At 37.4% G+C, this 22,571-nt stretch carries 18 protein-coding genes; 6 read left to right on the top strand and 12 right to left on the bottom strand.

The genetic code is table 11. The annotated features are described in order from the left end of the window. Positions 1-74: 74 nt before the first annotated feature. From JHD79_RS09305 to lpdA, 7 genes are all read right to left on the bottom strand, one after another. Positions 75-1,523, bottom strand: coding sequence for a glyceraldehyde-3-phosphate dehydrogenase (locus JHD79_RS09305; RefSeq protein ID WP_199118957.1), 1,449 nt, complete (start codon positions 1,521-1,523; stop codon positions 75-77). 137 nt (positions 1,524-1,660) lie between these two features. Further along, positions 1,661-2,521 (bottom strand): RNA polymerase sigma factor RpoD/SigA, encoded by an 861-nt coding sequence (locus JHD79_RS09300; protein ID WP_199118956.1) that lies wholly within the window; start codon positions 2,519-2,521, stop codon positions 1,661-1,663. Between the two features lie 661 nt (positions 2,522-3,182). Further along, positions 3,183-3,512, bottom strand: coding sequence for a YegP family protein (locus JHD79_RS09295; protein WP_199118955.1), 330 nt, complete (start codon positions 3,510-3,512; stop codon positions 3,183-3,185). A gap of 174 nt (positions 3,513-3,686) precedes the next feature. Next, positions 3,687-4,250, bottom strand: coding sequence for a GNAT family N-acetyltransferase (locus tag JHD79_RS09290; RefSeq protein ID WP_199118954.1), 564 nt, complete (start codon positions 4,248-4,250; stop codon positions 3,687-3,689). Between the two features lie 168 nt (positions 4,251-4,418). Continuing rightward, the gene (locus JHD79_RS22760) at positions 4,419-4,565 is read right to left on the bottom strand and encodes a hypothetical protein (protein ID WP_233164627.1); all 147 of its coding nucleotides are present in this window, start codon (positions 4,563-4,565) and stop codon (positions 4,419-4,421) included. Between the two features lie 225 nt (positions 4,566-4,790). Then, positions 4,791-5,633 (bottom strand): MBL fold metallo-hydrolase, encoded by an 843-nt coding sequence (locus JHD79_RS09285; protein ID WP_199118953.1) that lies wholly within the window; start codon positions 5,631-5,633, stop codon positions 4,791-4,793. Between the two features lie 144 nt (positions 5,634-5,777). After that, on the bottom strand, positions 5,778-7,166 hold the full coding sequence (gene lpdA, locus JHD79_RS09280; protein ID WP_199118952.1) for a dihydrolipoyl dehydrogenase: 1,389 nt from the start codon (positions 7,164-7,166) through the stop codon (positions 5,778-5,780). A 333-nt stretch (positions 7,167-7,499) separates the two neighbouring features. On the opposite strand from lpdA, the gene JHD79_RS09275 reads away from it, so the two are divergent. The 3 genes from JHD79_RS09275 (at position 7,500) to JHD79_RS09265 (ending at position 12,408) form a co-directional block, all read left to right on the top strand. After that, complete coding sequence (locus JHD79_RS09275) at positions 7,500-10,835, top strand: TonB-dependent receptor (protein ID WP_199118951.1); 3,336 nt, start codon at positions 7,500-7,502, stop codon at positions 10,833-10,835. Between the two features lie 21 nt (positions 10,836-10,856). Next, positions 10,857-11,393 (top strand): hypothetical protein, encoded by a 537-nt coding sequence (locus JHD79_RS09270; protein ID WP_199118950.1) that lies wholly within the window; start codon positions 10,857-10,859, stop codon positions 11,391-11,393. 97 nt (positions 11,394-11,490) lie between these two features. Further along, positions 11,491-12,408 carry a dienelactone hydrolase family protein gene (locus tag JHD79_RS09265; RefSeq protein ID WP_233164626.1) on the top strand — a complete coding sequence of 306 codons (918 nt, stop codon included), beginning with the start codon at positions 11,491-11,493 and terminating at the stop codon, positions 12,406-12,408. Positions 12,409-12,543: 135 nt separating this feature from the next. Here the strand turns inward: JHD79_RS09265 and JHD79_RS09260 are convergent, their stop codons facing one another. From JHD79_RS09260 to JHD79_RS09250, 3 genes are all read right to left on the bottom strand, one after another. Next, a complete protein-coding gene (locus JHD79_RS09260) occupies positions 12,544-13,137 on the bottom strand; it encodes a 2OG-Fe(II) oxygenase (protein ID WP_233164625.1) in 594 nt (197 codons plus the stop codon). A gap of 82 nt (positions 13,138-13,219) precedes the next feature. Then, on the bottom strand, positions 13,220-14,398 hold the full coding sequence (locus JHD79_RS09255) for an AIR synthase related protein (RefSeq protein WP_199118948.1): 1,179 nt from the start codon (positions 14,396-14,398) through the stop codon (positions 13,220-13,222). Between the two features lie 560 nt (positions 14,399-14,958). Continuing rightward, positions 14,959-17,142 carry a glutamine synthetase III gene (locus JHD79_RS09250; RefSeq protein WP_199118947.1) on the bottom strand — a complete coding sequence of 728 codons (2,184 nt, stop codon included), beginning with the start codon at positions 17,140-17,142 and terminating at the stop codon, positions 14,959-14,961. 203 nt (positions 17,143-17,345) lie between these two features. Here JHD79_RS09250 and JHD79_RS09245 point away from each other — a divergent pair, with 203 nt between their 5' ends. Together JHD79_RS09245 and JHD79_RS09240 are read left to right on the top strand one after the other, a co-directional pair. Further along, the gene (locus JHD79_RS09245) at positions 17,346-18,218 is read left to right on the top strand and encodes an energy transducer TonB (RefSeq protein WP_199118946.1); all 873 of its coding nucleotides are present in this window, start codon (positions 17,346-17,348) and stop codon (positions 18,216-18,218) included. Positions 18,219-18,343: 125 nt separating this feature from the next. After that, entirely contained in the window at positions 18,344-19,297 is a 954-nt protein-coding gene (locus tag JHD79_RS09240) for a hypothetical protein (protein ID WP_199118945.1), read from the top strand. Here JHD79_RS09240 and asnB read toward each other — a convergent pair. Together asnB and JHD79_RS22755 are read right to left on the bottom strand one after the other, a co-directional pair. After that, positions 19,294-21,132, bottom strand: coding sequence for an asparagine synthase (glutamine-hydrolyzing) (gene asnB, locus JHD79_RS09235; RefSeq protein ID WP_199118944.1), 1,839 nt, complete (start codon positions 21,130-21,132; stop codon positions 19,294-19,296). The genes JHD79_RS09240 and asnB overlap by 4 nt on opposite strands. Next, positions 21,132-21,563, bottom strand: coding sequence for a FlgD immunoglobulin-like domain containing protein (locus JHD79_RS22755; protein ID WP_255533831.1), 432 nt, complete (start codon positions 21,561-21,563; stop codon positions 21,132-21,134). Before JHD79_RS22755 ends, asnB begins: the two co-directional genes overlap by 1 nt. Before the next feature lie 883 nt (positions 21,564-22,446). On the opposite strand from JHD79_RS22755, the gene JHD79_RS09225 reads away from it, so the two are divergent. Continuing rightward, positions 22,447-22,571, top strand: a 125-nt coding sequence (locus JHD79_RS09225) for a phosphoenolpyruvate carboxykinase (ATP) (protein WP_370583314.1), incomplete at its 3' end; no start/stop codon positions are given.

Below are 22,571 nucleotides of genomic sequence, written 5' to 3'. Positions count from 1 at the left end.
GAACAGGAAGAAGTGTTTACATTGTCAGAAAATTCCAACCATGAGCGCTTCTTCCCGTTCAGAATGACGGTTGGTTAATAATAGGTCAACCTCACCACACCAGCAATTTTCTTTGCCAAACGGATGACCTGACGCGTATAGCCATATTCGTTGTCGTACCAAGCATATAGTATTACCGATTTGCCATCTCTTGAGAGAATGGTGGCCGGGCCATCAACAATAGAAGCGTGACTATTGCCTATTAGATCAGTGCTTACCAATTCGTTGGAGACAGAATATTCTAGTTGTTCTGAAAGATCACCAAAGAGGGAAGCCTGTTTGAGCACGTTTTCTACTTCCTCTTTTGTGGTAGGCTTGTTCAAAGAAAGATTTAGGATAGCTAAGGAAACATTAGGAGTAGGCACACGTACCGCATTGCCCGTTAATTTGCCAGCTAGTTGCGGTAGCACCTTGGCAACTGCTTTGTCTGCACCAGTTTCGGTAATGACCAAATTTAGGGCAGCAGAGCGGCCCCTACGGTATTTTTTATGGTAATTATCCAATAAGTTTTGATCATTGGTATAAGAATGTACGGTTTCAATATGTCCTTTTTCTATACTAAAGCTATCTTCCATGATCTTAAGTACCGGAATAATGGCGTTGGTGGTACAGGAAGCATTGGAGAAAATGTGCTCTTCTTTAAAGTTGAAATCGCTATCGTTAATTCCAGTGACGATATTTGGAATATCGCCTTTGGCGGGAGCCGTTAGCAATACCTTGCTTACTCCTTTGGCCAATAAATGTTTGCCCAAACCTTCTCGATCACGATAAACTCCCGTATTATCTATTAAGAGGGCATCATGGATGCCATATTGGGTATAGTCGGCCTCTTCTGCATTTTTAACGGCAATAAGGTAAATGGTCTGTCCATTAATAATCAGTGCCTTACTTTCAAAATCCTCTATAATTGTACCATTGAAAGGGCCATGTATAGAATCGGTACGCAATAGTTCGGCCCGTTTGGTCAGCTCTTCATCGCTATAGCTGCGGGTTACAATGGCCCGCAAACGTAATTGCTCCCCTTTTCCGGCCTGCACAATAAGCTCTCTGGCGGCAATACGACCAATACGACCAAAGCCGTACAAGATTACATCTTTGGGTTTTAAATTGATTTTGTCCTTACCGATGTGTGCTCCCAATTTACTAATGATAAAATCATGTAGTGAAGATTGGGTATTGCTTTCGTCGAGCCATTCAGAAGCTAGCCTACCAATGTCGATACGGGAGGGAGCTAGACTTGACTGGGCAATTGTATTGGCAAGTTCTAATGTTTCGTAAATGGAAATATCCTTTCCACTGACCTCTTTGGCATATTGGTGATAGGCCAAAATTTCACTACTGCCCACATCAAACAAAGGCTTTCGGAAAAGTACGAGTTCAATCGATCTGTCGAACCATAAATGGCCAACGCATTTAATGAGCTCAAGTGCTTTTTTTTCTTTTTCAATCCAGTTTTGAAATTCCGATTGATATTTATTAGGCATACAAGAAATTATTTGGGTTAGAAATGCCGCAAAAGTAAAAAAGATTGGGAGAGTACCCAATCTTTTTCTATTTTATTTTCCTGTAAAATATTGTGTTATAGTGTGTTGAAATTACACTAAGTAGCTTTTCTTTGCTGCTATCCTAGATAGGATTTCAAGATTTTGCTACGCGAAGTATGGCGTAAACGTTGTAGTGCTTTGTCTTTAATCTGACGGACACGTTCACGAGTTAAGTTAAATTTCTCACCAATTTCTTCTAATGAAAGTGGGTGGTTGGTACTCAGCCCAAAAAACAATACGATAATTTCACGTTCTCTTTCGGTAAGTGTAGATAACGAACGCTTAATTTCTTCAGACAGCGATTCGTTAATTAAGTTACTATCTGTATTAGGTTCGTGATTTTCCAATACATCTAATAGGGTATTCTCTTCTCCCTGTACAAATGGGGCATCCATTGATACGTGACGACCAGAATTACTTAATGTATCAGAAATTTTATCCACTGTGGTTTCCAATATGTCTGCCAATTCTTCAGGAGAAGGTTCGCGTTCATATTCCTGCTCTAATTTAGAGAAGGCCTTGCTAATTTTGCTTAGGGAACCTACCTGGTTTAGCGGCAAACGTACAATACGGCTCTGCTCGGCAATAGCCTGTAAAATAGATTGACGAATCCACCAAACAGCATAAGAAATGAACTTGAAGCCTTTTGTTTCGTCAAATCGTCTAGCCGCCTTGATCAAGCCTAAGTTGCCTTCATTGATCAAATCGCCTAAGGTCAAACCTTGATTTTGATATTGCTTTGCTACGGAAACCACAAAACGAAGGTTCGTTTTTGTTAATCTTTCGAGAGCAGCCTGATCACCTTCACGTATCTTACGAGCTAGAATTACTTCTTCTTCAGCTGTGATTAAATCTACTTTTCCAATCTCGTGCAAGTATTTGTCTAATGATTGACTTTCGCGGTTGGTAATGGATTGGGTTATTTTGAGTTGTCTCATTTATATGTTTTGGTCCTCGTTATAATTTCGATTTTGCAAAAATAGGAATTTTTTATGCAGAATGGAAAGTTAAATTACTGAAAATGTTATATATTATATTGAATTTTTCAATGATTACTTTATAGCAAAAATCATTCCAAATTAAATTTTGCTAAAATGTCACTATTTTTTGATTTAAGGTTATAATTTATTGTAATTCAATAATATTTTATTAAAGTTTAATTTATTTTATTCCTTGTTTTTTTTTGTTTAAAAAAAACAGTACTTACATCTTCTGAGAAGTATGTAGAAATAAGCAAAAATCAGGGCAAATTGTTTGTTTTGGTTTGTTATTTTAGTACATAAAATAAACAAGATGGGGAAAATATGACATAAAGTAGCGTTTAGATGTCAAACCAATCTGACTTTTAAGATGTAAGGTTTGAGTTGATGGGCAGTGTGTTAGGTGGTTAATTATGAAATACCATTTAAAATGACAATAATGAAGATGTTATCGGCGAGGTAGTATTTGGCAAAGTATGCGGTATATTTGGGAGTTGTAGAATATCGAAATGCGCTTTAAAGGCTTTTAAGAAATAGTATGATGGAGTGAAAAACCTGTAATGAAATATGATTTTACAGATTTTTCACTTCGTTGATTAATAAATGTATCTGCTATAAATTAAGATTGGTCATCTAAACTGGCATCGGGTGCATTTTTTTTTACAGATTCTATCCCGTTATCGCGACTAGAAGTGCTTTCATACATTTCACTAGTGCCTATAATCTGTCCATTTGTAGAGGTGAGGTTAAAATAAGGCTTGCCACTCGAAGATTCTAAACGATCGAAGTGCTTATCATCCTGTGAATTTTTACGAACGGATTCGATACCGTTTTCACAACCTGATTTGGTGCTATAGCCCTGGCTGGTTAAAATAACCTGACCATTGCCTGCTTTAAGGTTAAACTGGTAATCACCGTTTTTCCTTTTTGTAATTTCAAATTTTCCCATAATCTAAAGGTTTTTGATTTCAACTAAAATAAGTATAATCTTGTTAAATATGAGAAGGTTAGGTGTTATTTTATCATGGTATGTGAATGTTTGACCATTGGATTTAATCGGAAATGAATTCGACAATTTGAAAAGTGGGGTTGGGATAAGAAATGATCTGATTTTTTATGAGGTTCAGATGGGTAGACTATAAACTAAATGTTCGTGAGGTTTGCCCAATAAAATTCTCTCTCCCTCGGGAACAAAACCGAGCCTTTCATATAGCCTTTTAGCCGCAGGATTTTCTTTGTCTACCAATAATCCTACTTTTTGATGCCCAAGTTGTTCGGCCCATGCTATTGCTGCCTTAATTAGAAGTTGACCTAAGCCCTTACCTCTGTGACCTGGTTTTATACTGATGGTGTCTAAATAGAATTCTCCTGCAGCGCTTTCTTCTTCCATTATAAAATCGGCATTGTCATGATATTTTTTAATGTAATTGAAAAATGGCAGGCGTAATGCTTTTAATAAAGCACCATCATATGCGGTAATAGAACCTATAATTTCGTTGTTTTCTACGTAAACCAAGGTATTCTGGTAGCTATATTGGTTGTGCTCAAGCGTACAAAAATGTTGGAAAAGAGCAATGCAATCTTCGGTTTTATCCGAATTCCTGAATTGCATGGCCAGTTCCTTCATGGCATGGATCATTAACTCGGCAATAAATCTTGCATCTTCTGGTTTGGCAGGTCTGATCATCTGTTGCTAAAAATAAATACTTAGGCCATGGCCCATGAAAAAAAATCTATTTATAGGTATAGTAGTTCTATTTTCAAACCAGCTGATGGCGTGAAGGTTGTTGTTGTTTGTTTTTGCATATAGGCTTACCGGCTTTATCTTTGAGCTGCGATCTCCCAGTATTTTTAATTAGGTACCGAAGCTTAAATGTATTTTCATGGCAGTAGACCACCAATAATAACCATCGGGATACTGATTGGGATCAAATTTCTTATCAAAATTTCTGCCTAGTGTATAAGATACGAAAGTTCCTAGATTGATGGGGTGAAAAATCAAACTATTTCCAATCTTAATAATACGGATAAATAAAATAATAGTTTATTCACCTACGTAGCCTTTTTATTGTTTTCATGATCAGGCTGTGCCTGAAACATTAAAATAAATATTATCCTCCTTAAAGGATTAAATCATCCTTACAAAGGATGGGCTTAAATGGCTTATTTTAATTATATGGGGCCTGTTTAATCTATAACCGAATAAATCTGCAAATGTTTTGAGGCATTAAAGGATGTTGTTCAGCGAGAAAGTATCTTTCAACCTAACTCCCCTTTCGGTATGTTGCAAGGTGCAGCATTCATGTATAGGATCATGTTCGAGGTACAGGATGTATTCATTTGTGGCTGCCTCGGACAGGAATTCGGCTTTTTCTTTCAAGGTCTGCAAAGGGAACATATCATAGGCCATTACATAAGGTAAGGGAATATGCCCGACAGAAGGCAGAAGATCGGCCATATAAACAATGGTTTTATCTTTATAGCTCAATTGTGGTAGCATCATAGCATCGGTATGCCCATAGGCAAAGCGAATATGGATGCCATCATGGAAATGGGTATGGTTTTGGGTTGGAATAAATCTCAACTGACCACTTTCTTGTATGGGAAGAATGTTTTCGCTTAAGAAAGAAGCCTTTTCTCTGGCATTTGGTTTTATGGCCCATTCCCAATGCTGTTGGTTGCTCCAATAGATGGCGTTTTTAAAAGCCGGACGGAGCTGATCCCCGAATCTTTCAATTGAACCGCCACAATGGTCGAAATGCAGGTGTGTGAGAAAAACATCGGTAATGTCATCCCTATGGAAACCATGGGCAGCTAGAGACTGATCTAGAGTATCATCGCCATGTAGGTAATAATGACCGAAAAACTTTTCATCTTGCTTGTTGCCCAGACCATTATCTACCAGTATCAAACGGCTGCCATCTTCAATCAATAAACATCTCATGGCCCATGAACACATATTGTTTTCGTCTGCCGGATTGCTTTTTTGCCAAATTGATTTTGGAACTACGCCAAACATAGCACCGCCATCTAATTTAAAATTTCCTGTATTGATGGTGTAGAGTTTCATTTGATTTACAATTTTAGATTGACGAATTACGATTTACTGGTTAATCGCTGACTTGCTTAGTTGTTTAATCGAAATTTATGCTAAACAAAAATTGGTTAATTGCATTATCAACAATTAACCAATTTAAACAGTTTAACAATTAACTTATAAGTGTATGACTTCTCCGTATGCATCAGCTGCAGCCTCCATAATCGCTTCGCTCATGGTTGGATGCGGGTGTACAGACTTGATCATTTCATGGCCAGTGGTTTCCAGTTTGCGGGCCACTACAATCTCGGCAATCATTTCGGTTACATTGGCACCAATCATATGTGCGCCAAGCAGCTCTCCATATTTAGCATCGAAAATCAGTTTTACGAAACCATCTTTGGCACCAGCAGCACTTGCTTTACCAGAGGCAGAGAATGGGAATTTTCCGATCTTCAGTTCGTAACCAGCCGCTTTGGCCGCTTTTTCGGTATAACCTACGGAGGCAATTTCTGGAGAGCAGTAAGTACAACCCGGAATGTTATTATAGTCTAAAGGTTCTACGTGTAAGCCTGCAATCTTTTCAACGCAAATGATACCTTCTGCAGAAGCAACGTGAGCTAGGGATTGACCAGGCACCACATCGCCGATAGCGTAATATCCTTTTACTGAGGTATTATAATATTCGTCGACAACAATTTTGCCTTTATCAGTTTTAATGCCTACTTCTTCAAGGCCAATATTTTCGATGTTAGCCACAACACCAGCAGCAGAAAGTACAATGTCACATTCGATAGTTTGTATACCACTGGCAGTTTTAACCTGTACTTTGCAACCTGTACCACTCGTATCCACAGACTCAACGCTAGAAGAAGTCATGATTTCTATGCCAGTTTTCTTCAAGCTACGTAGCAATTGTTTTGATACGTCTTCATCTTCTACCGGGACAACGTTTTCCATAAATTCTACAATGGTAACTTTGGTACCCATGGTTGCATAGAAGTACGCAAACTCAACACCAATAGCGCCAGAGCCTACCACCACCATCGATTTTGGTTGTTGAGGTAATACCATGGCTTGACGATAGCCAATCACTTTTTTGCCATCTTGCTTTAAATTGGGTAATTCTCTAGAGCGAGCACCAGTAGCAATTACAATATTTTTAGCTGTTAGTTCTTTTTGTGAACCATCAGCACCTTTAACTTCAACTTTGTTTCCTGGTTTTACTTTGCCAGAACCCATAATCACGTCTATTTTGTTCTTTTTCATTAAGAACTGAACACCTTTGCTCATGCCATCGGCTACACCGCGACTACGCTTGATCACGGCATCAAAATCCACCTTGGCCGCTGAGGTTGTGATACCGTAATCAGCCGCATGGTTGATATAATCGAATACTTGTGCACTCTTTAATAACGCTTTAGTAGGTATACAGCCCCAGTTAAGGCATATTCCACCTAAAGATTCGCGTTCTACAATTGCGGTTTTTAAGCCCAATTGCGAAGCTCGTATGGCAGTAACATATCCACCTGGACCGCTACCTATAACAATTAAATCGTAGTTCATATCTTTTTAAAGGGAAATTAACTTAGTAATATGTTGCCAAAATTAAAAAAAATGTTGGTTAAACCATATGACCTGCTGTGTGGCTATTGTAATAAAATGGCTGTATGAATGAAAGATTAATAAATGTAAGACGCCAAAAATATAAAATCTTTATTTAAGGTCTTGTGTTATTGTATTTTATGCTGTTTAATGCAAGTGTTAACTGTGGAAAAGTTTTGGCATAATTAATAATTATTTAACATTGGAATAAAGACCATGATCAAATTAATACCTAGATTTGTGGCGTTATTTTAACATATCTTAACAAAACAATTTAATTCATTAAAAAAGAGCATGAAAAAATCTTTACTATTAAAAATTGTATCGATTGTTTTTGTTTTTGTAGGTTTTATCGGTGTAGCGAATGCACAGGTAACCTCATCTACAATTTCAGGTACAATCAGGGATTCTAAGGAAACCCTACCTGGCGCAAGTATAAAAGCTACGCATGTGCCATCTGGAACAGTATATACCTCTGTTTCTAACAAAGATGGTTTGTTTAACATTACTGGTATGCGTGTGGGAGGGCCTTACACTGTAGAGGTGACCTATATGGGGTACGAGAAGTCTACCCAAACAGATATTGTATTGTCATTGGGGCAACCCTATACACTAAATGTAGTATTGTCAAGTGCAGGTACCGTACTACAAACCGTAAATATAAGTGGTGTTGGAACAAAAAGTATCGTAACCCAAAAACAAGGTGCTAGTACAAACGTGAATAGAACAGCCTTAGCTACCTTGCCTTCTTTTTCAAGGAGCATTACTGACTTTACCCGTTTAACCCCGCAATCTACAGGTACAAGTTTTGCAGGTAGAGATGCCAGGTTAAATAGCGTAACGGTTGATGGAGCTAATTTGAACAACACCTTTGGTACTTCAGCTGCTTTATTGCCAGGAGGAACTGCGCAGCCGATTTCAATTGAAACTTATGACGAGCTTTCCATAAACATAGCTCCTTTTGATGTAAGGCAATCGGGCTTTACAGGAGCAGGTATCTATGCAACTACAAAAAGCGGAACGAACACTTTCCATGGATCAGCTTATACCTATTATAAAGACCAATCTTTTAATGGAACAATGATTGGTGATTATGATATTAGTAGCAGCGTTTCTAAAGCAAGTACAAAAACATATGGTTTTACTGTTGGTGGTCCAATCATTAAGAATAAATTGTTCTTTTTTGGAAACTACGAAAGAGAAGAATCAACTTCTCCTGGTATAGCTTTTTTTCCAACCGGAGGTACAGGAACTGGAACACAGTCGGCAACAACTGTTACAGACTTAATAAAAGTATCAGATTATCTACGAAATAACTACGGATATGAAACAGGTAGATATGACAATTTTCCAGCGTTTCAGGAAAAGAACTACAAAATCTTGGCAAAGGTAGATTGGAATATTAACGACAAAAATAAATTAACGGTAAAGTATAGTTACTTAAATGCAACAAATGATCAAACTGTTAATTCTCAAAGCACACCTAATAATGCCTCTCATACTTGGGTAAATACGGTTACCAATGTTACCGGATCTCGTACAAACTTAGTGAATGGTCGTTACAGCATAAATTCTATTGCATTCGAAAATTCTAACTATGGTTTCTTGAACAAGGTGACTACCGTAACAGCCGAATTGAATTCAAAAATAAATTCAAAGCTTTCAAATCAGTTGTTATTTACCATGAAAAAGTATGATAATCCTCGTACTACTAAAGGAGATTTATTCCCTACCATTGATATTTATAATGGCTTAGGAAATAACTATATCACTGCTGGTTCTGATCCTTATACAAAAAATAACGAAGTAATTGATAATACCACTAGTATTTATAACAACTTAACCTATTATGCAGGAAAGCACACCCTTACTGCAGGTATAAATTATGAATTCCAAAGGGTAGGAAATGCTTATATGCCTGGTGCTGCTGGTTCTTATATCTACAACTCATTGGATGATTTCTTGAACGATAGAGCACCAATTCAGTTTACCTATAATTACTCATTGGTACCTGGAGTTGATAAAGTATTTTCTGCAAATTTAAAGGTAGGAACTTTGAGCCTATATGCTCAAGATGAGTTCGCAGTAAACGAAAATTTCAAAATGACTTTTGGTTTGCGCGCTGATAAAGGTATTTACCTAGAGAATCCTCTAGAAAACCCTCAAATGACTGCCCTAATGTTGCCTGATGCTAATGGAAATTTGAAAAGCTACAATTCAGGAGCTTGGCCAAAATCAAGAATCTTATTATCTCCTAGATTTGGTTTCAGAGCAAACTTATTAGATGATAAGTCGTTGGTTTTCCGTGGTGGTATGGGTATCTTTACTGGAAGAATACCATATGTTTATTTAACAAACAGCCCTAGTAATACAGCGATGTATAACTTTGGAGGTGTAGCTACAGCAGCTCAATTGCAAAATATTAAATTAGTAAAAGATCCAAGTGTTTATGCTAATTTATTCCCTCAAATTGCTGGTACAGCAGTTCAGTCTGCCACAGTAGTAATTGACGAAAACTTCAAATTTCCTCAAATTTTCAGGGCTAATTTAGCATTGGATAAAAATTTGGGAGATGGATTTAGTGCTAGTTTCGAAGGCTTATTTACCAAAGATATTAATGCTACGAGAATGCGTAATGCCAACTTGAAAGCGCCAACCGGTGTGTTGAAGGAAGGTGATTTAACTAGAGTTAGATATGTTGGTACCGGAACAAACGGTGCAGTAACAGCTAATGACAGGGCATTCTATCCTAACTTGAATTCTGTAATTGCATTAGAGAATACTAATAAAGGTTATGCGACTTCTTTAACTGGTCAAATTAATAAGGCTTTTTCTGGAGGATTTAATGCTTCACTAGCTTATACTTACACACAAGCGAAAGAAGCTTTTGCTACAGCAGGTTCAACAGCAGGAAGTGTATGGGCTACTACAAATAACGTAGGAACTACAAACGATGTGGAATTAGGTTATACCCAGTTCTATGTACCTCACCGTGTGGTAGCTAATTTTTCGTACAAAATTGATTATTTAAATCATGGAGCTACTACTTTCGGTTTGTTCTTTCAAGGCCAGGCTGGAGGAACCACGCCAATCAGCTATACCGTTAACGGTGACCTAAATGGTGATGCTAACTCTTCTGATCTAATGTACATTCCAAGAAATGCTAGCGAAATGAATTTCACTCAATATACTGCTACAGTAAATGGTGTTGGTTATACTTATACAAAAGAACAACAAGCAGCAGCATTTGAGCAGTTTATCAATAATACCCCTTATTTGAAAAAGAATAGAGGAAAATATGCGCAAAGAAATGCTGCATTTTTACCTTGGTATAATCGTATTGATGCGAATATTCTTCAAGATTTCTATATTAAGACAGGAAATACTAAACACACTTTGCAACTTAGCGCTGTTGTGGTTAATTTACCGAATTTGTTGAGTAAATATTGGGGTATCCAAAAGATTGCGACCTATAACAATCCTATTACTTACTTGAGTACTGATGCAAATGGCGTTCCTTCTTATAACATGCGTAACTTGGATGGTAAATTGGTAACGCAACCATTTAGAGATGCTACAACTGCTTCTACTACTTGGAGCTTATTGATCGGAGCTAAATATATCTTCTAAAATTTTAAAATTAATCATAGTATGAAAAAATATATCGCATTAATGTTTATTGGACTTTTAACATTTTCAATAACATCTTGTACTAAAGATCCAGACATTTTGGCAAGTGAGAGCAAATTACCTGCGTTGCAGTTGAGCAGCTTAGGGTATCAGCAAACGGGTCCTTTTATCATTGCAAGTACTGTACTCCAAATCAACTTTGGAGCTACTGCAACAAACATAGATCAAGGAGCATTTAAACTTGAAATTTTGAATGGTACATCTGCCACTTCGCCAGTGATCAAGACAGTAAATTTCCCAAGTTGGAACGGTAAGGATGACAGCGTATTATCAGGAACTGCTCCAAATACCACTCCAAATGGTCCTCAAAGTATCAGCTATACCTTACTGCCAACCACTTATCCTAATACTAAGGTTTTTGCTGGGGTAATTTTGTTGAAGTTGAGTTCTTTGGGATTATCTGCAGCAAGCACTTATTCGGTAAGAGCTACAGCTATTAGTGCCGATGGAACAAAAACTTCAGTTTTTACACAAACTTCATTTATTAAAACATTGTAATTGAAGTAAAATTAATACAATTCTAAAGAAAGGCCTTTTATTTTTAAAAGGCCTTTCTTCGTTTAAGTCATTTCTGCTTGATTTTAGTGAGGTAGAAATGGGTTTTGAAGGTAATGTCAATATCCGTAAATTAGATCAGCAAAACCTTAAGCCCAAAACCATGGATCAGAAAATTATTAACCTTTACGATTCTTATACACATAGTCAACTTAGCAGGAAAGAGTTTATGAAAAAGTTGGCTATTTTAACAGGCAGCACAGCATTGGCCTTAACCATATTGCCTGCTTTGGAAAGTAATTATGCCGCTGCTGCAACGGTAAGTGACAATGAAGTGTTTAGTGAAGAAATTACTTTTCCTGGAGCAGAAGGTGATATGAAAGGTTTATTGGCCATGCCGAAAGGTAACAAGAAGAAATTGGGTGCGGTAGTGGTTATCCATGAAAATAGGGGATTGACCCCACATATTAAAGATGTGACTAAAAGAGTGGCGCTGGCCGGTTTTTTGGCCTTGGGTGTTGATGCCCTTTCCCCTTTTGGCGGTACGCCAGAAGATGAAAATAAAGGGAGAGAATTAATTGGGAAACTGGATGCCGACAAAAATCTGCAAAATTATCTGAAGGCCTTGGAGTTTTTGAGGACCCATAAAAATGGCAATGGTAAAACGGGTTGTGTGGGCTTTTGTTGGGGTGGAGGGATAGCCAATAAACTGGCAGCAAGTGATCCGCTTTTAAACGTGGCCGTAGCTTATTATGGGGCGCAAGGCAAAGCGGAAGACGTACCTAAAATTAAGGCAAGTTTGTTGTTGCATTATGGTGGCTTGGACGAACGTATTAATGCTGGGATACCTGCCTATGAGCAAGCTTTAAAAGCCAACAAAATTGATTATCAATTATATGTATATGACGGGGTAAACCATGCCTTTAATAATGATACTTCGCCAACCAGATATAATGAGGCTGCAGCTAAATTGGCTTGGCAACGTACCATAGATTTATTTAAGAAGAAATTGGGGTAGCCAATCAATAGTGCCGTTACCCTGAATTTATTTTAGGGCTTTCTTTCTGCTGATGCTCAAATAAAATCAGCATGACTACATTTAATGCTTAGTTATGACGAAATGTATGGGTAATGGTTTCTTTTAAGGACAACTTTAATCGACTTTTAGCCAGCCTGTAATGCTCAATCTTTGTTGATGGGTTAACAATACTTCGTGAACTAATTCATCGCTCTTAAAGAATACGCTTTTACCTTCATTAGGACTAATCAATTGCAATCGCTTTGGGTGATGTATGCATAACTCGCCACCGTCGTTAATATTCCATGAGGTATTTAGATACATAACTATAGAATATTTCCTGCTGTCATTATTTCTGAACTGGTCTAGGTGCTTAAGGTAAAAGGCTCCTTTTTCATATAATGTATAATGAAATTCGTAGCCAGTAATGCCAGTATAACAGGTTTCATTAAGATAGGCGACAAATAGATCCATGAGATCGAAAAAGGCATTTTCATGTGGGTTATCGTTTTTTCGGTCGAGCCAATAAATTTGATCGCTCCTAATAAATTTATCGTGGTCTACTAGTTTTTGATTGCCAATACCAGCTGCTGTTAGCTTTTTGTTTTTGAAAAGTCTGAGCAGATTTTCTTTAAGGTGATTAGAAAGTTCGATAGTCAGAAAATTCTCTGCAATACCAACTTTGTTTTTTATGAAGCTATCAATGAGCTCATCAAATATTTTTTCCAATAGAATTGGTTTCAGCAAAGATGAATTTTGCTGAAGGTAGTCTATTTCTGCTGTATTTTATGGATAAACTAAAAGAGGATGTTTAATGATAGATAAACTCGCCAAATTCGCTTTTAATGGTCACTTGTTTAGGTGCATTTTCAACTCTTCCAATAATTTGTGCCTCAATATTAAAGCTTTTTGAGATGGCCATAATATCTTCAGCAATTTCTGCGGGCACATAAAGCTCCATGCGGTGCCCCATGTTAAATACTTTGTACATTTCTTTCCAGTCAGTACCAGATTGTTCTTGTATCAATTTAAACAATGGAGGAATTGGAAACAAGTTATCTTTAATAACGTGTATGTCGTCGTTAACAAAATGTAGTACTTTGGTTTGTGCGCCGCCGCTGCAGTGCACAATGCCATTAATTTGGCGACGGTATTTATCTAAAATCTGTTTAATTACAGGAGCATAAGTACGGGTAGGGGATAATACCAGTTTTCCGGCAGTTACACTTTCCGTATCGCTAATTTGAACCTTGTCTGTTAATTGTTTGTCTCCGGAGAATACCAAATCAAAAGGCACGCCCGGATCAAAGCTTTCTGGGTATTTTGTAGCAATAGCTTTTTCAAAAACATCATGACGGGCAGAGGTTAGGCCATTAGAGCCCATGCCGCCGTTATATTCGCTTTCGTAAGTTGCTTTTCCGTAAGATGCCAAGCCTACCACCACATTGCCTGCCTTGATGTTGTCGTTACTGATTACTTCATCACGTTTCATACGACAGGTTACGGTAGAATCTACAATAATGGTACGAACCAAATCGCCCACATCAGCAGTTTCACCACCTGTAGAATAAATGGAAATGCCCAACTCCCTTAATTCTGCTAAAATTTCTTCGGTGCCGTTAATAATGGCAGCAATTACTTCGCCTGGAATTAAGTTCTTATTACGGCCAATGGTAGAAGACAGTAGAATTTGATCGGTAGCACCTACACAGATTAAATCATCAATGTTCATGATAATAGCGTCTTGTGCAATGCCTTTCCAGACCGATAGATCGCCAGTTTCTTTCCAGTAGGTATAGGCTAATGAGGACTTGGTACCCGCACCATCGGCATGCATGATATTGCAATAATCTGGATCGTTGCCCAGTATGTCTGGGATGATTTTGCAGAATGCTTTAGGGAATATTCCTTTGTCGATATTTTTGATGGCTGCATGCACATCTTCCTTAGATGCAGACACGCCACGTTGGTTATACCTATTGTCGCTCATAATTGCTGCAAAGATAGTTTATTAAGGTAAAAGGTGGAAGGTAAAAGGTAAAAGGTTTTTAACAAATGAAGCTATCGTTTAATTGCTAAATTGTTGGAAGGTTTGGGTGTGGTAAGGTTTTAGTTTTTCAAAAGCAAAGGGACAAGCAATTTTTATTGTTAGTCGGGCTTTTCGTTAGAATCTTTTTGTGAAAGCAAGGTTAACAATAAACTTCGTAAGTTTAAAAACTTACGAAGTTTCAAATGATTGAAACATCAAAAAGTATTTCCACTTCAATCCCGTTTAATATAATTAGAGTTATTGCTATTTAGACCGAGATTGTAGTATAGGTTTATGTAAAATAAACCCGATTGCAGCAAAAATATCCCGATTTTATCGGGAATTGTAGCGTAAAGCGGGACTGGCTTTGTTTGGTGTAGAGATTTGCTTTTCTAAAAATAAGTTTTATTATCGTTTCAAAAATCTACAGATGCTTCGACAAGCTCAGCATGACAAAATCAGTGCAACAAAAAAGGCGCAAAGTAAGCTCTGCACCTTTATATTAAGGAAAAATTTGCTTCTTATTTTAAGAACAGTAATTCTCTGAATTTAGGCAATGGCCATACGCTATCGTCAACAATTTGCTCTAATTTGTCAACGTTGTAACGGATGGTGTCGAAGTAAACTTTTACTTTTTCATCGTAACCGATTGCTTTTTTACGAGTATCTTCTTCTTTGTTTACCACTTTACGTTCTTCAAGCATAGCGTCTATGCTAGTTTTAACGATAGATAGGTGGCTAGAAAGCTTATCGATAATGGCCAATGGCGTAGCCAATGCTTCTTTGCTCAAGCCAAGCTCTTTTAAGCCTTTAGCATTTTCGATTAATGCATTTTGGTAAGCAATAACCGCTGGGATAATTTGGCTATTGGTTACATCGCCCATTACACGAGCTTCGATTTGTAATTTCTTATAGAAGTTCTCTAATAAAATCTCGTGACGGGCATGCAATTCGCGTTTGCTGAAGATATTTGCTTTAGAGAATAATTCTGTAGATTTTTCGCTTACGTAAGCATCAAGTGCCTTTGGCGTAGTTTTGATGTTCGATAAGCCACGTTTTTCAGCTTCTGCAGCCCACTCATCGCTATAACCATTACCTTCGAAACGGATCGCTTTAGATTCTTTGATGTAACGTTTGATCACGGTCATTAAGGCAACGTCTTTTTTATCGCCTTTTTTGATCAATTTATCTACGTCTACTTTGAATTTATTTAATTGGTCAGCAACAATAGCATTTAAAACGGTCATTGGTGCCGAAGAGTTGGCCGAAGAACCTACTGCTCTCAACTCGAACTTGTTCCCCGTGAAAGCAAATGGAGAAGTACGGTTACGGTCGGTGTTGTCTAATAAAATTTGAGGGATTTTAGGAATACCTAACCATAGTGAGTTATCTTCTTTTAGTTTTTTGCTTAAGCGAGAGTGCTCAATTTCGTCTAAGATCTCGTCTAATTGTTGACCTAAGAAGATAGAGATAATTGCAGGAGGGGCTTCGTTGGCACCTAAACGGTGGTCGTTGCTTACCGATGCAATACTTGCTCTTAATAAATCTGCATGTTCGTAAACCGCTTTAATGGTATTTACAAAGAAGGTTAGGAACATTAAGTTGTTTTTAGGTGTTTTGCCTGGTGCCAACAAGTTTTTACCCGTATCGGTAATTAACGACCAGTTGTTGTGTTTACCAGAACCGTTAATGCCTGCATAGGGTTTCTCGTGCAATAAGACTTTGAAGTTGTGGCGTAAAGCAACTTTCTCCATTACGTCCATTAACAATTGGTTATGGTCGATAGCTAAGTTGATTTCTTCGTAAATAGGAGCACATTCGAATTGAGAAGGAGCAACTTCATTGTGGCGAGTTTTCAAAGGAATGCCCAATTTGATGGCTTCATTCTCGAAATCGACCATGTAAGCGAATACGCGCTCTGGAATAGAACCAAAATAGTGGTCTTCTAATTGTTGTCCTTTTGCAGACATGTGGCCAAATAAAGCACGGCCGGTCATGACTAAATCTGGGCGGGCGTTGAATAAAGCTCTGTCTACCAGGAAATATTCTTGTTCGATACCTAAAGATGCATTTACTTTAGATACACTTTTGTCAAAATATTGGCAAACCTCAACAGCAGCTTTGTCGATAGCGGCTACTGCTTTTAGCAATGGTGCTTTATAATCTAAAGCTTCACCAGTGTAAGAAACAAATACGGTTGGAATACAAAGTGTTTTACCTGCTTTATTTTCCATAATGAAAGCTGGAGAGGAAGGATCCCATGCAGTATAACCACGAGCTTCGAAAGTGTTACGGATACCGCCGTTAGGGAAGCTTGAAGCATCTGGTTCTTGCTGAACTAAAGCACTACCTGCAAATTTCTCGATGGCACCATCGCCACTTGGCTCAAAGAAAGAGTCGTGTTTCTCTGCAGTTGTACCGGTTAGTGGTTGAAACCAGTGCGTATAGTGAGTAACACCTCTGCTCATTGCCCAAGCTTTCATGGCTGCTGCAATTTGATTTGCATCGTCATGATTGATTAATTCGCCTTGGTTAATCGAAGAAATTAGTTTTTCAAAAACATCTTTTGAAAGATATTCTTTCATCTTCTTTTTGTCGAAAACATTCAAGCCGTAGAATTCCGAAATTTTAGTAGATGGAGCCTTTATTTCAGGAATTTCTCTGTTTTGTGCTTCTTTTAATGCTATGGTTCTTAAGCTTTTCATTGATTTGTTTAAAATTTTATCCAAAAATATGATTTTTTATGATTTTTAATCAAAATTTTATAAAAAATATGATAAAATATTTTTTTTGATGCGATTTTTTAATTTTTATATGGGTTTTTATCTTTTTTGTATGCTTTTTTGTCCTGAATTATTTTTTATGGAATTTTAACAAATTGGTCATCATAGCTAAAAACCTTAAAGCTATGTTTAACAATTCATCAAATTTATACGGTAGTGAGTGGCTTGCTCTCGTATTTGCAAACAGGAACCAACAATATGGTGCCTACGAACTAAGGAGACAATCTTCAGGTATGTTGCTAAAGGCATTTCTAATTGTCGTACCTGTTTTTGTTATGTTTTTTGTTGGCCCCATCATTTATGCCCATTTCACCAAGACGGCCATAATAGAAATTGAAAATAAGAGGATTGAACTCGACATTGCCGCTCCTATACATGAATTGAAGAAAGAGCAGCCCAAGGCTGAACAGGCTAAACCTCAAATAGAGGCACCTAAGGCTGCCCCAATTACCCAAAAGGTGAAGACTGAAAATTTTAGTGCCAACATAAAGGTGGTGAAGGATAATTTAACGACTACGTCGCCGCCCACCATGGAGGAACTGCAAAGTGCCGTTATTGCCAGTACCAAGCAAGAAGGGGCTTTGGTTCAGGGTAATGCAACCGCCCCGGTAGGTAATGCTACGGTTGTGGGCCCAGGCGGTAATGAAGGTGGAGTTGCAAATGGCAATGGTACCGAAATCTATGAAGCTCGTGGTGTAGATGTTTATCCAGAATTTCCAGGAGGGATGAACGCCTGGGCGAAATATATCCAGAGAAATTTAAGATACCCAAGCATGGCGCAAGATGAAGGGATACAGGGAAAAGTGTTTTTAAGTTTTGTGGTGGAAAAAGATGGTTCAATTACCGATGTTAAAATCATTAAAGGAATTGGATATGGCTGTGATGACGAAGCTATTCGGGTAATTAAGAAATCGCCACGTTGGAAAGCGGGTATGCAAAATAACCTTCCGGTTAGGGTAAGGTATCAGATGCCCATTAGTTATATGATGAATAACTAGTTTTTGACTTAATAGTAGATCTGTGAAAGCGATGAAACTGATTTCATCGCTTTTTTTATTTTCTAAATGATACAATTAACGTAGTTTTAAAAAAAATCTCTTTATGCTGTTTTAATAGGTTATTGATGTTAAAGATTATACAACGAGAAGAATGGGTGCTTGAAATTGAGAAGTCTAGGAAATTACAATTTAACGAACAATCTCAAGTTGTAGATATATTATGCAGTATTTATGGATTTAAGCCAATTTATCTTCTTTTCGAAAGAAAAAACAAATTGGTTATTAGTTTTATAGCCCTTACCAAAGGACAAAAGATTTATCAACCTGTCCATTTTTTTTATTCGGCCTTTTGGATTGATGTTGAATGGAGTGATAGGGCATATTCAGAATATCTGAACGATTTTCTGCTAGAACTAAAGAAAAGATATACCCGTATTGAAATTTCACTGCCGCCATTGGTTAAGGACATTAGGCCTTTTATATGGAATTTTTTTTCTATACAAAATTGGTTTACCTATATAAAAGATACAGCTGACTACCACTATGATAGAAACGTTGTAAAGAACCTCAATAAAGTAAGTGATCTTCCCTATGTTTTTAAAGAGGAAAAATTGAATGTCCTTAGCGCCGATCTGAACCTGAGCTTGTTTAAGGAACTGGGGTTTACCCCTTCCAAAATAAAGCTGCTTGGCAAGCTTCTAAATGCCATGGCAGATACCAGGTATCTTAGCTGTTTTAATGTGTATTTGTCAGATCAGTTAATGGTTTCCCATATTCTCTTTTTGGATTTTGAATACGGTATCGCCTTCGAGATCATGAAAAATAAAGAAGATAGGCAGGATAAAGGTAATGTACATACCGTTTCTTATGATCAGCTTTTCAAATACCTTAATCGCATGGGTTATGCGCATCTCGATTTAATGGGAGGTGACATGCAATATATTGCAGCGTTTAAATCAAGATTTAGACCTCAATTAACCCCACACTTTGTAGTTACTTACTCAAAGAATGAGGTCTTTTTGAAAAAGTTGAAGCTTGTCGTCAAAAAAATGGCCAGGGCTATTATGGCCAAGTTTTAATCGAAGTATTTATTGTACCACATCTGAAATTGCAAAAGCAGCCATAGCTTTCGGGCATCACTGCCTTTACGATGGGTGTAAAATCTATTTTTCAGCTTAAACACCTCGATAATATTAAAGAGTTGATGTTTGTACAATTGTGTAGGGGAGAGATACTCCTCAATGTAGGGTTTGTAAATGGTACCCATCCAATCTTCAATGGGAATGCTGAAGCCTTTTTTAGGTCTATCCAACAATTTTTGAGGAATGTATTGATGTGTTATTTTTTTTAGTAGGTATTTCAGCTGATCATTCTTTAGGAACCACTTATCATCTAATTGTTGCATGAAATTAACCAGATCTGTTTTTAGCAGGGCATCTCTATTATCTATGCCATAGTGCATCGATATTCGGTCAGACTTTAACAGCAGGTCATTTGGTAAGTAGTTGTTAAGATCATAATTGAGCAAAGATTTTAAGGTATCACCTTTTTCTTTAAATAGATTATCTTCATTAAAATCTTGGTTTAACAGTGAACTTAATTCTTTTTTGGAAAAAAAAGCGGTTAATGCCTCATAGCTGCCAAGAGCACTAGCAGAATTAAATATTTCCTCTAATTTATTCTTCTTGCTCCTCGATACATTGGTCAGAACCGGTTTTAAAAAGTTGGGGATTTTTTGAGCTCTTTCATAAAGCCATATGGCCTTTTTATAATTGGTGTATCCGGCAAAAAGCTCATCTCCGCCTTCGGCACCAAGTAGCACTTTAATTTTTTCCTTGGATACCTGTTTGGCTATGAATGCCAATGGAATGGCCCCGCTATCTCCCATAGGCTCATCGAAAATATCAGGTAGACTTTCCAGTATTTCCGTTGCCCCTTTATTATCTATATAGTATTCTTGATGATTAGTATTTAAATAAGAAGCAATTTGACGGGCATGGGGGGCTTCGTCAAATTTTTTCCCTTTAAAACCAAGGGTAAAAGTCTTCAGTTTTTTGGCCTGGTTTTTTTGAAGTATTGCTGTAACGGTTGCACTATCATAGCCTCCGCTTAATAATACGCCTACATTAACATCTGCTATATTTCTTTTTAAGATGGAATCGGTTATCAGTTCTTCTATACAGGACAAAATTTTATTTTCATCGTTGGGTATATCGATGAGCTGGTTATCGGTATTTGAAAATTCCCTTTCCAAACTATTGCCACTGTTCAGGTCTATGATAACGGCATTTTTTCTTTTGAAATTCTTAATGCCTTCGAATAAGGTTTCATGACCCAGAAAATATCCATGGCGCAGGTATTCCTGTAAGGAACCCTTATCTATGCTTTTTTTGATGGTAGGATATTGAAGTAAACTCTTTATTTCAGAAGAAAAGATAAAAGAACTTTCTGTTTTAAAGTAATATAATGGTTTAACTCCCATGGTATCTCTGGCCAAAAAAAGCTGTTTTTGCTTTCTGTCCAGTATGGCAAATGCAAAAACACCATCAATTTTATCAAAAAGATCAAAGCCCCATTTCTTGTAGCATTCTAATAAAACCTCGGTATCAGAAAGGGTGTTGAAGATTATGCCATATTTTATAAGGGATTGTCGTAAATCCTGGTAGTTGTATATTGTTCCATTGAATGTAATGGTGTAGTTGCCACAGCTGGAAGTAAATGGTTGTTTGCCATTGGCAGATGTGTCAATGATAGCCAATCTCTCATTAGCTAATCCAATACTATAGTTTGCATGCTGTTCGAATACATGCCCATTTCCGTCCCCTCCCCGATGACGAAGGGCAGTAGAAGCATTAAGTAAGTCCTTTTCACTTATTGATTTTTGATAATCAATAAATCCAGTTATGCCGCACATTATCTCATCAAATATATTTTCCCAGTATTTTGTTTAAAGAAATTATCGGCATTAGTTCTTCTATGTTTGATTTCAGATCGATCATTATTTTCTATAATCACTTTATAAAAGTATACCCCATTTGCCAACCTGTCTCCATACATATCTGTACCATCCCATGTAAAATCAGAAGTATTATTGCCAATCCTGATATTACCCAGCTCTTCCTTAAAGATTTCTCGTACGATCTTACCGGTCACGGTCATGATCTGTACTTTTATCTTATCGGGAACCTTATCTCCTGTTAAGGTAAAGACAAATTTCATGGCTGTAGTGAATGGATTGGGGTATGGATAGAAATGGGTAATTGCAGATTCGTTAATCACTTCAAAATCTATCGTATAGTTGTTCGATTTATTAATATTCCCTGTGGCATCTCTGGCCTCTACCATCAGCGTATATATTCCATCTTCCAATTTTGAAGGTTTGTAGATCACGCTAGCCCTGTTATTAGTGCCAGAATTGGCTGGCGTAAAAGATAATAGCCCTGATTTGTAAGATACCCTTTTGTAATTACCCGTTACCGATTTTAGGTAAATATCTAAGACCGTAGTATCGTTGAGTAAGACAAATGAATTGTCATCTGTAAGATTGACCAAGATATTGGGCTGCGGAGATACGATCTCTCCATTCATAATGTGCTTCCCATCAAAAGCAATATCTACTATCGGCTCCTTGCTATCCCTTACTACTGTAAAGGGCTGTTGTAGGTAGTTATTGAAGCTATAGCTGTCTTTATCGTTGATTGGTGTAAAATCTAGCTTTAACATGTTGTTCCCCGTAAGGCCCAATGTAGGTAGCTTTACCTTAAAAGAAGTATTGGCATTCGCAGCTAAACTTTCTATTTTCCCTACTTTCACCTTGGTCACACTTCTATCTGCTTTGGTCAAGGTATAATAAACATGGACAGAATCGGAAGGATATTTGGACAGGTTTTGAAAAGCTATATCCCATCTAACACTATCGCCTTCTTGTATCAAATCTTTGTGAAAGTCGTTTTTAAGCTCAGGATTTATCGTTGCTTCGGCATATTCATCATATAAAAATTTCCATTTTACAATTTGTGGAGGTGTTCTGTTCGTGGCATCTGTAAAGTTGGCACGAATAGCCATTTTTGGATATAAATCAGCATTATAGCTACTTAAATCAATTGTGTTTGCGGGCAGATTAGTTTGTAAGACCTGCATAGAACCAGATTTGTTATAGCCTATCAGATCAAAGGAAACTACATCTGTAGCATCGGTATTTACCTCATAGTTGGCACTTTTCCATTGTGTGCCAGAACTTGTTGAAGAGGCCTTAAAAAACGGAGAAGGCACGCTTGCCGATACTGGAGCTTTAGCCATCGATACAGGTAAATTTACAGGAAGATCCCCAAAGGATAGGTTTATCGTTTGTGA

Source organism: Pedobacter sp. ASV28 (genome assembly GCF_016428855.1).
Taxonomy (GTDB): domain Bacteria; phylum Bacteroidota; class Bacteroidia; order Sphingobacteriales; family Sphingobacteriaceae; genus Pedobacter.
This window is presented reverse-complemented; position numbering and strand designations above follow the sequence as displayed.

What these genes read in the sequence shown, in the direction of transcription:
- JHD79_RS09305 (WP_199118957.1), bottom strand. Translation starts at nt 1,523, where the DNA reads ATGCCTAATAAATATCAATCGGAATTTCAAAACTGGATTGAAAAAGAA.
- JHD79_RS09300 (WP_199118956.1), bottom strand. Translation starts at nt 2,521, where the DNA reads ATGAGACAACTCAAAATAACCCAATCCATTACCAACCGCGAAAGTCAA.
- JHD79_RS09295 (WP_199118955.1), bottom strand. Translation starts at nt 3,512, where the DNA reads ATGGGAAAATTTGAAATTACAAAAAGGAAAAACGGTGATTACCAGTTT.
- JHD79_RS09290 (WP_199118954.1), bottom strand. Translation starts at nt 4,250, where the DNA reads ATGATCAGACCTGCCAAACCAGAAGATGCAAGATTTATTGCCGAGTTA.
- JHD79_RS09285 (WP_199118953.1), bottom strand. Translation starts at nt 5,633, where the DNA reads ATGAAACTCTACACCATCAATACAGGAAATTTTAAATTAGATGGCGGT.
- lpdA (WP_199118952.1), bottom strand. Translation starts at nt 7,166, where the DNA reads ATGAACTACGATTTAATTGTTATAGGTAGCGGTCCAGGTGGATATGTT.
- JHD79_RS09275 (WP_199118951.1), top strand. Translation starts at nt 7,500, where the DNA reads ATGAAAAAATCTTTACTATTAAAAATTGTATCGATTGTTTTTGTTTTT.
- JHD79_RS09270 (WP_199118950.1), top strand. Translation starts at nt 10,857, where the DNA reads ATGAAAAAATATATCGCATTAATGTTTATTGGACTTTTAACATTTTCA.
- JHD79_RS09265 (WP_233164626.1), top strand. Translation starts at nt 11,491, where the DNA reads ATGGGTTTTGAAGGTAATGTCAATATCCGTAAATTAGATCAGCAAAAC.
- JHD79_RS09255 (WP_199118948.1), bottom strand. Translation starts at nt 14,398, where the DNA reads ATGAGCGACAATAGGTATAACCAACGTGGCGTGTCTGCATCTAAGGAA.
- JHD79_RS09250 (WP_199118947.1), bottom strand. Translation starts at nt 17,142, where the DNA reads ATGAAAAGCTTAAGAACCATAGCATTAAAAGAAGCACAAAACAGAGAA.
- JHD79_RS09245 (WP_199118946.1), top strand. Translation starts at nt 17,346, where the DNA reads ATGTTTAACAATTCATCAAATTTATACGGTAGTGAGTGGCTTGCTCTC.
- JHD79_RS09240 (WP_199118945.1), top strand. Translation starts at nt 18,344, where the DNA reads ATGTTAAAGATTATACAACGAGAAGAATGGGTGCTTGAAATTGAGAAG.
- asnB (WP_199118944.1), bottom strand. Translation starts at nt 21,132, where the DNA reads ATGTGCGGCATAACTGGATTTATTGATTATCAAAAATCAATAAGTGAA.
- JHD79_RS22755 (WP_255533831.1), bottom strand. Translation starts at nt 21,563, where the DNA reads ATGGTAGAGGCCAGAGATGCCACAGGGAATATTAATAAATCGAACAAC.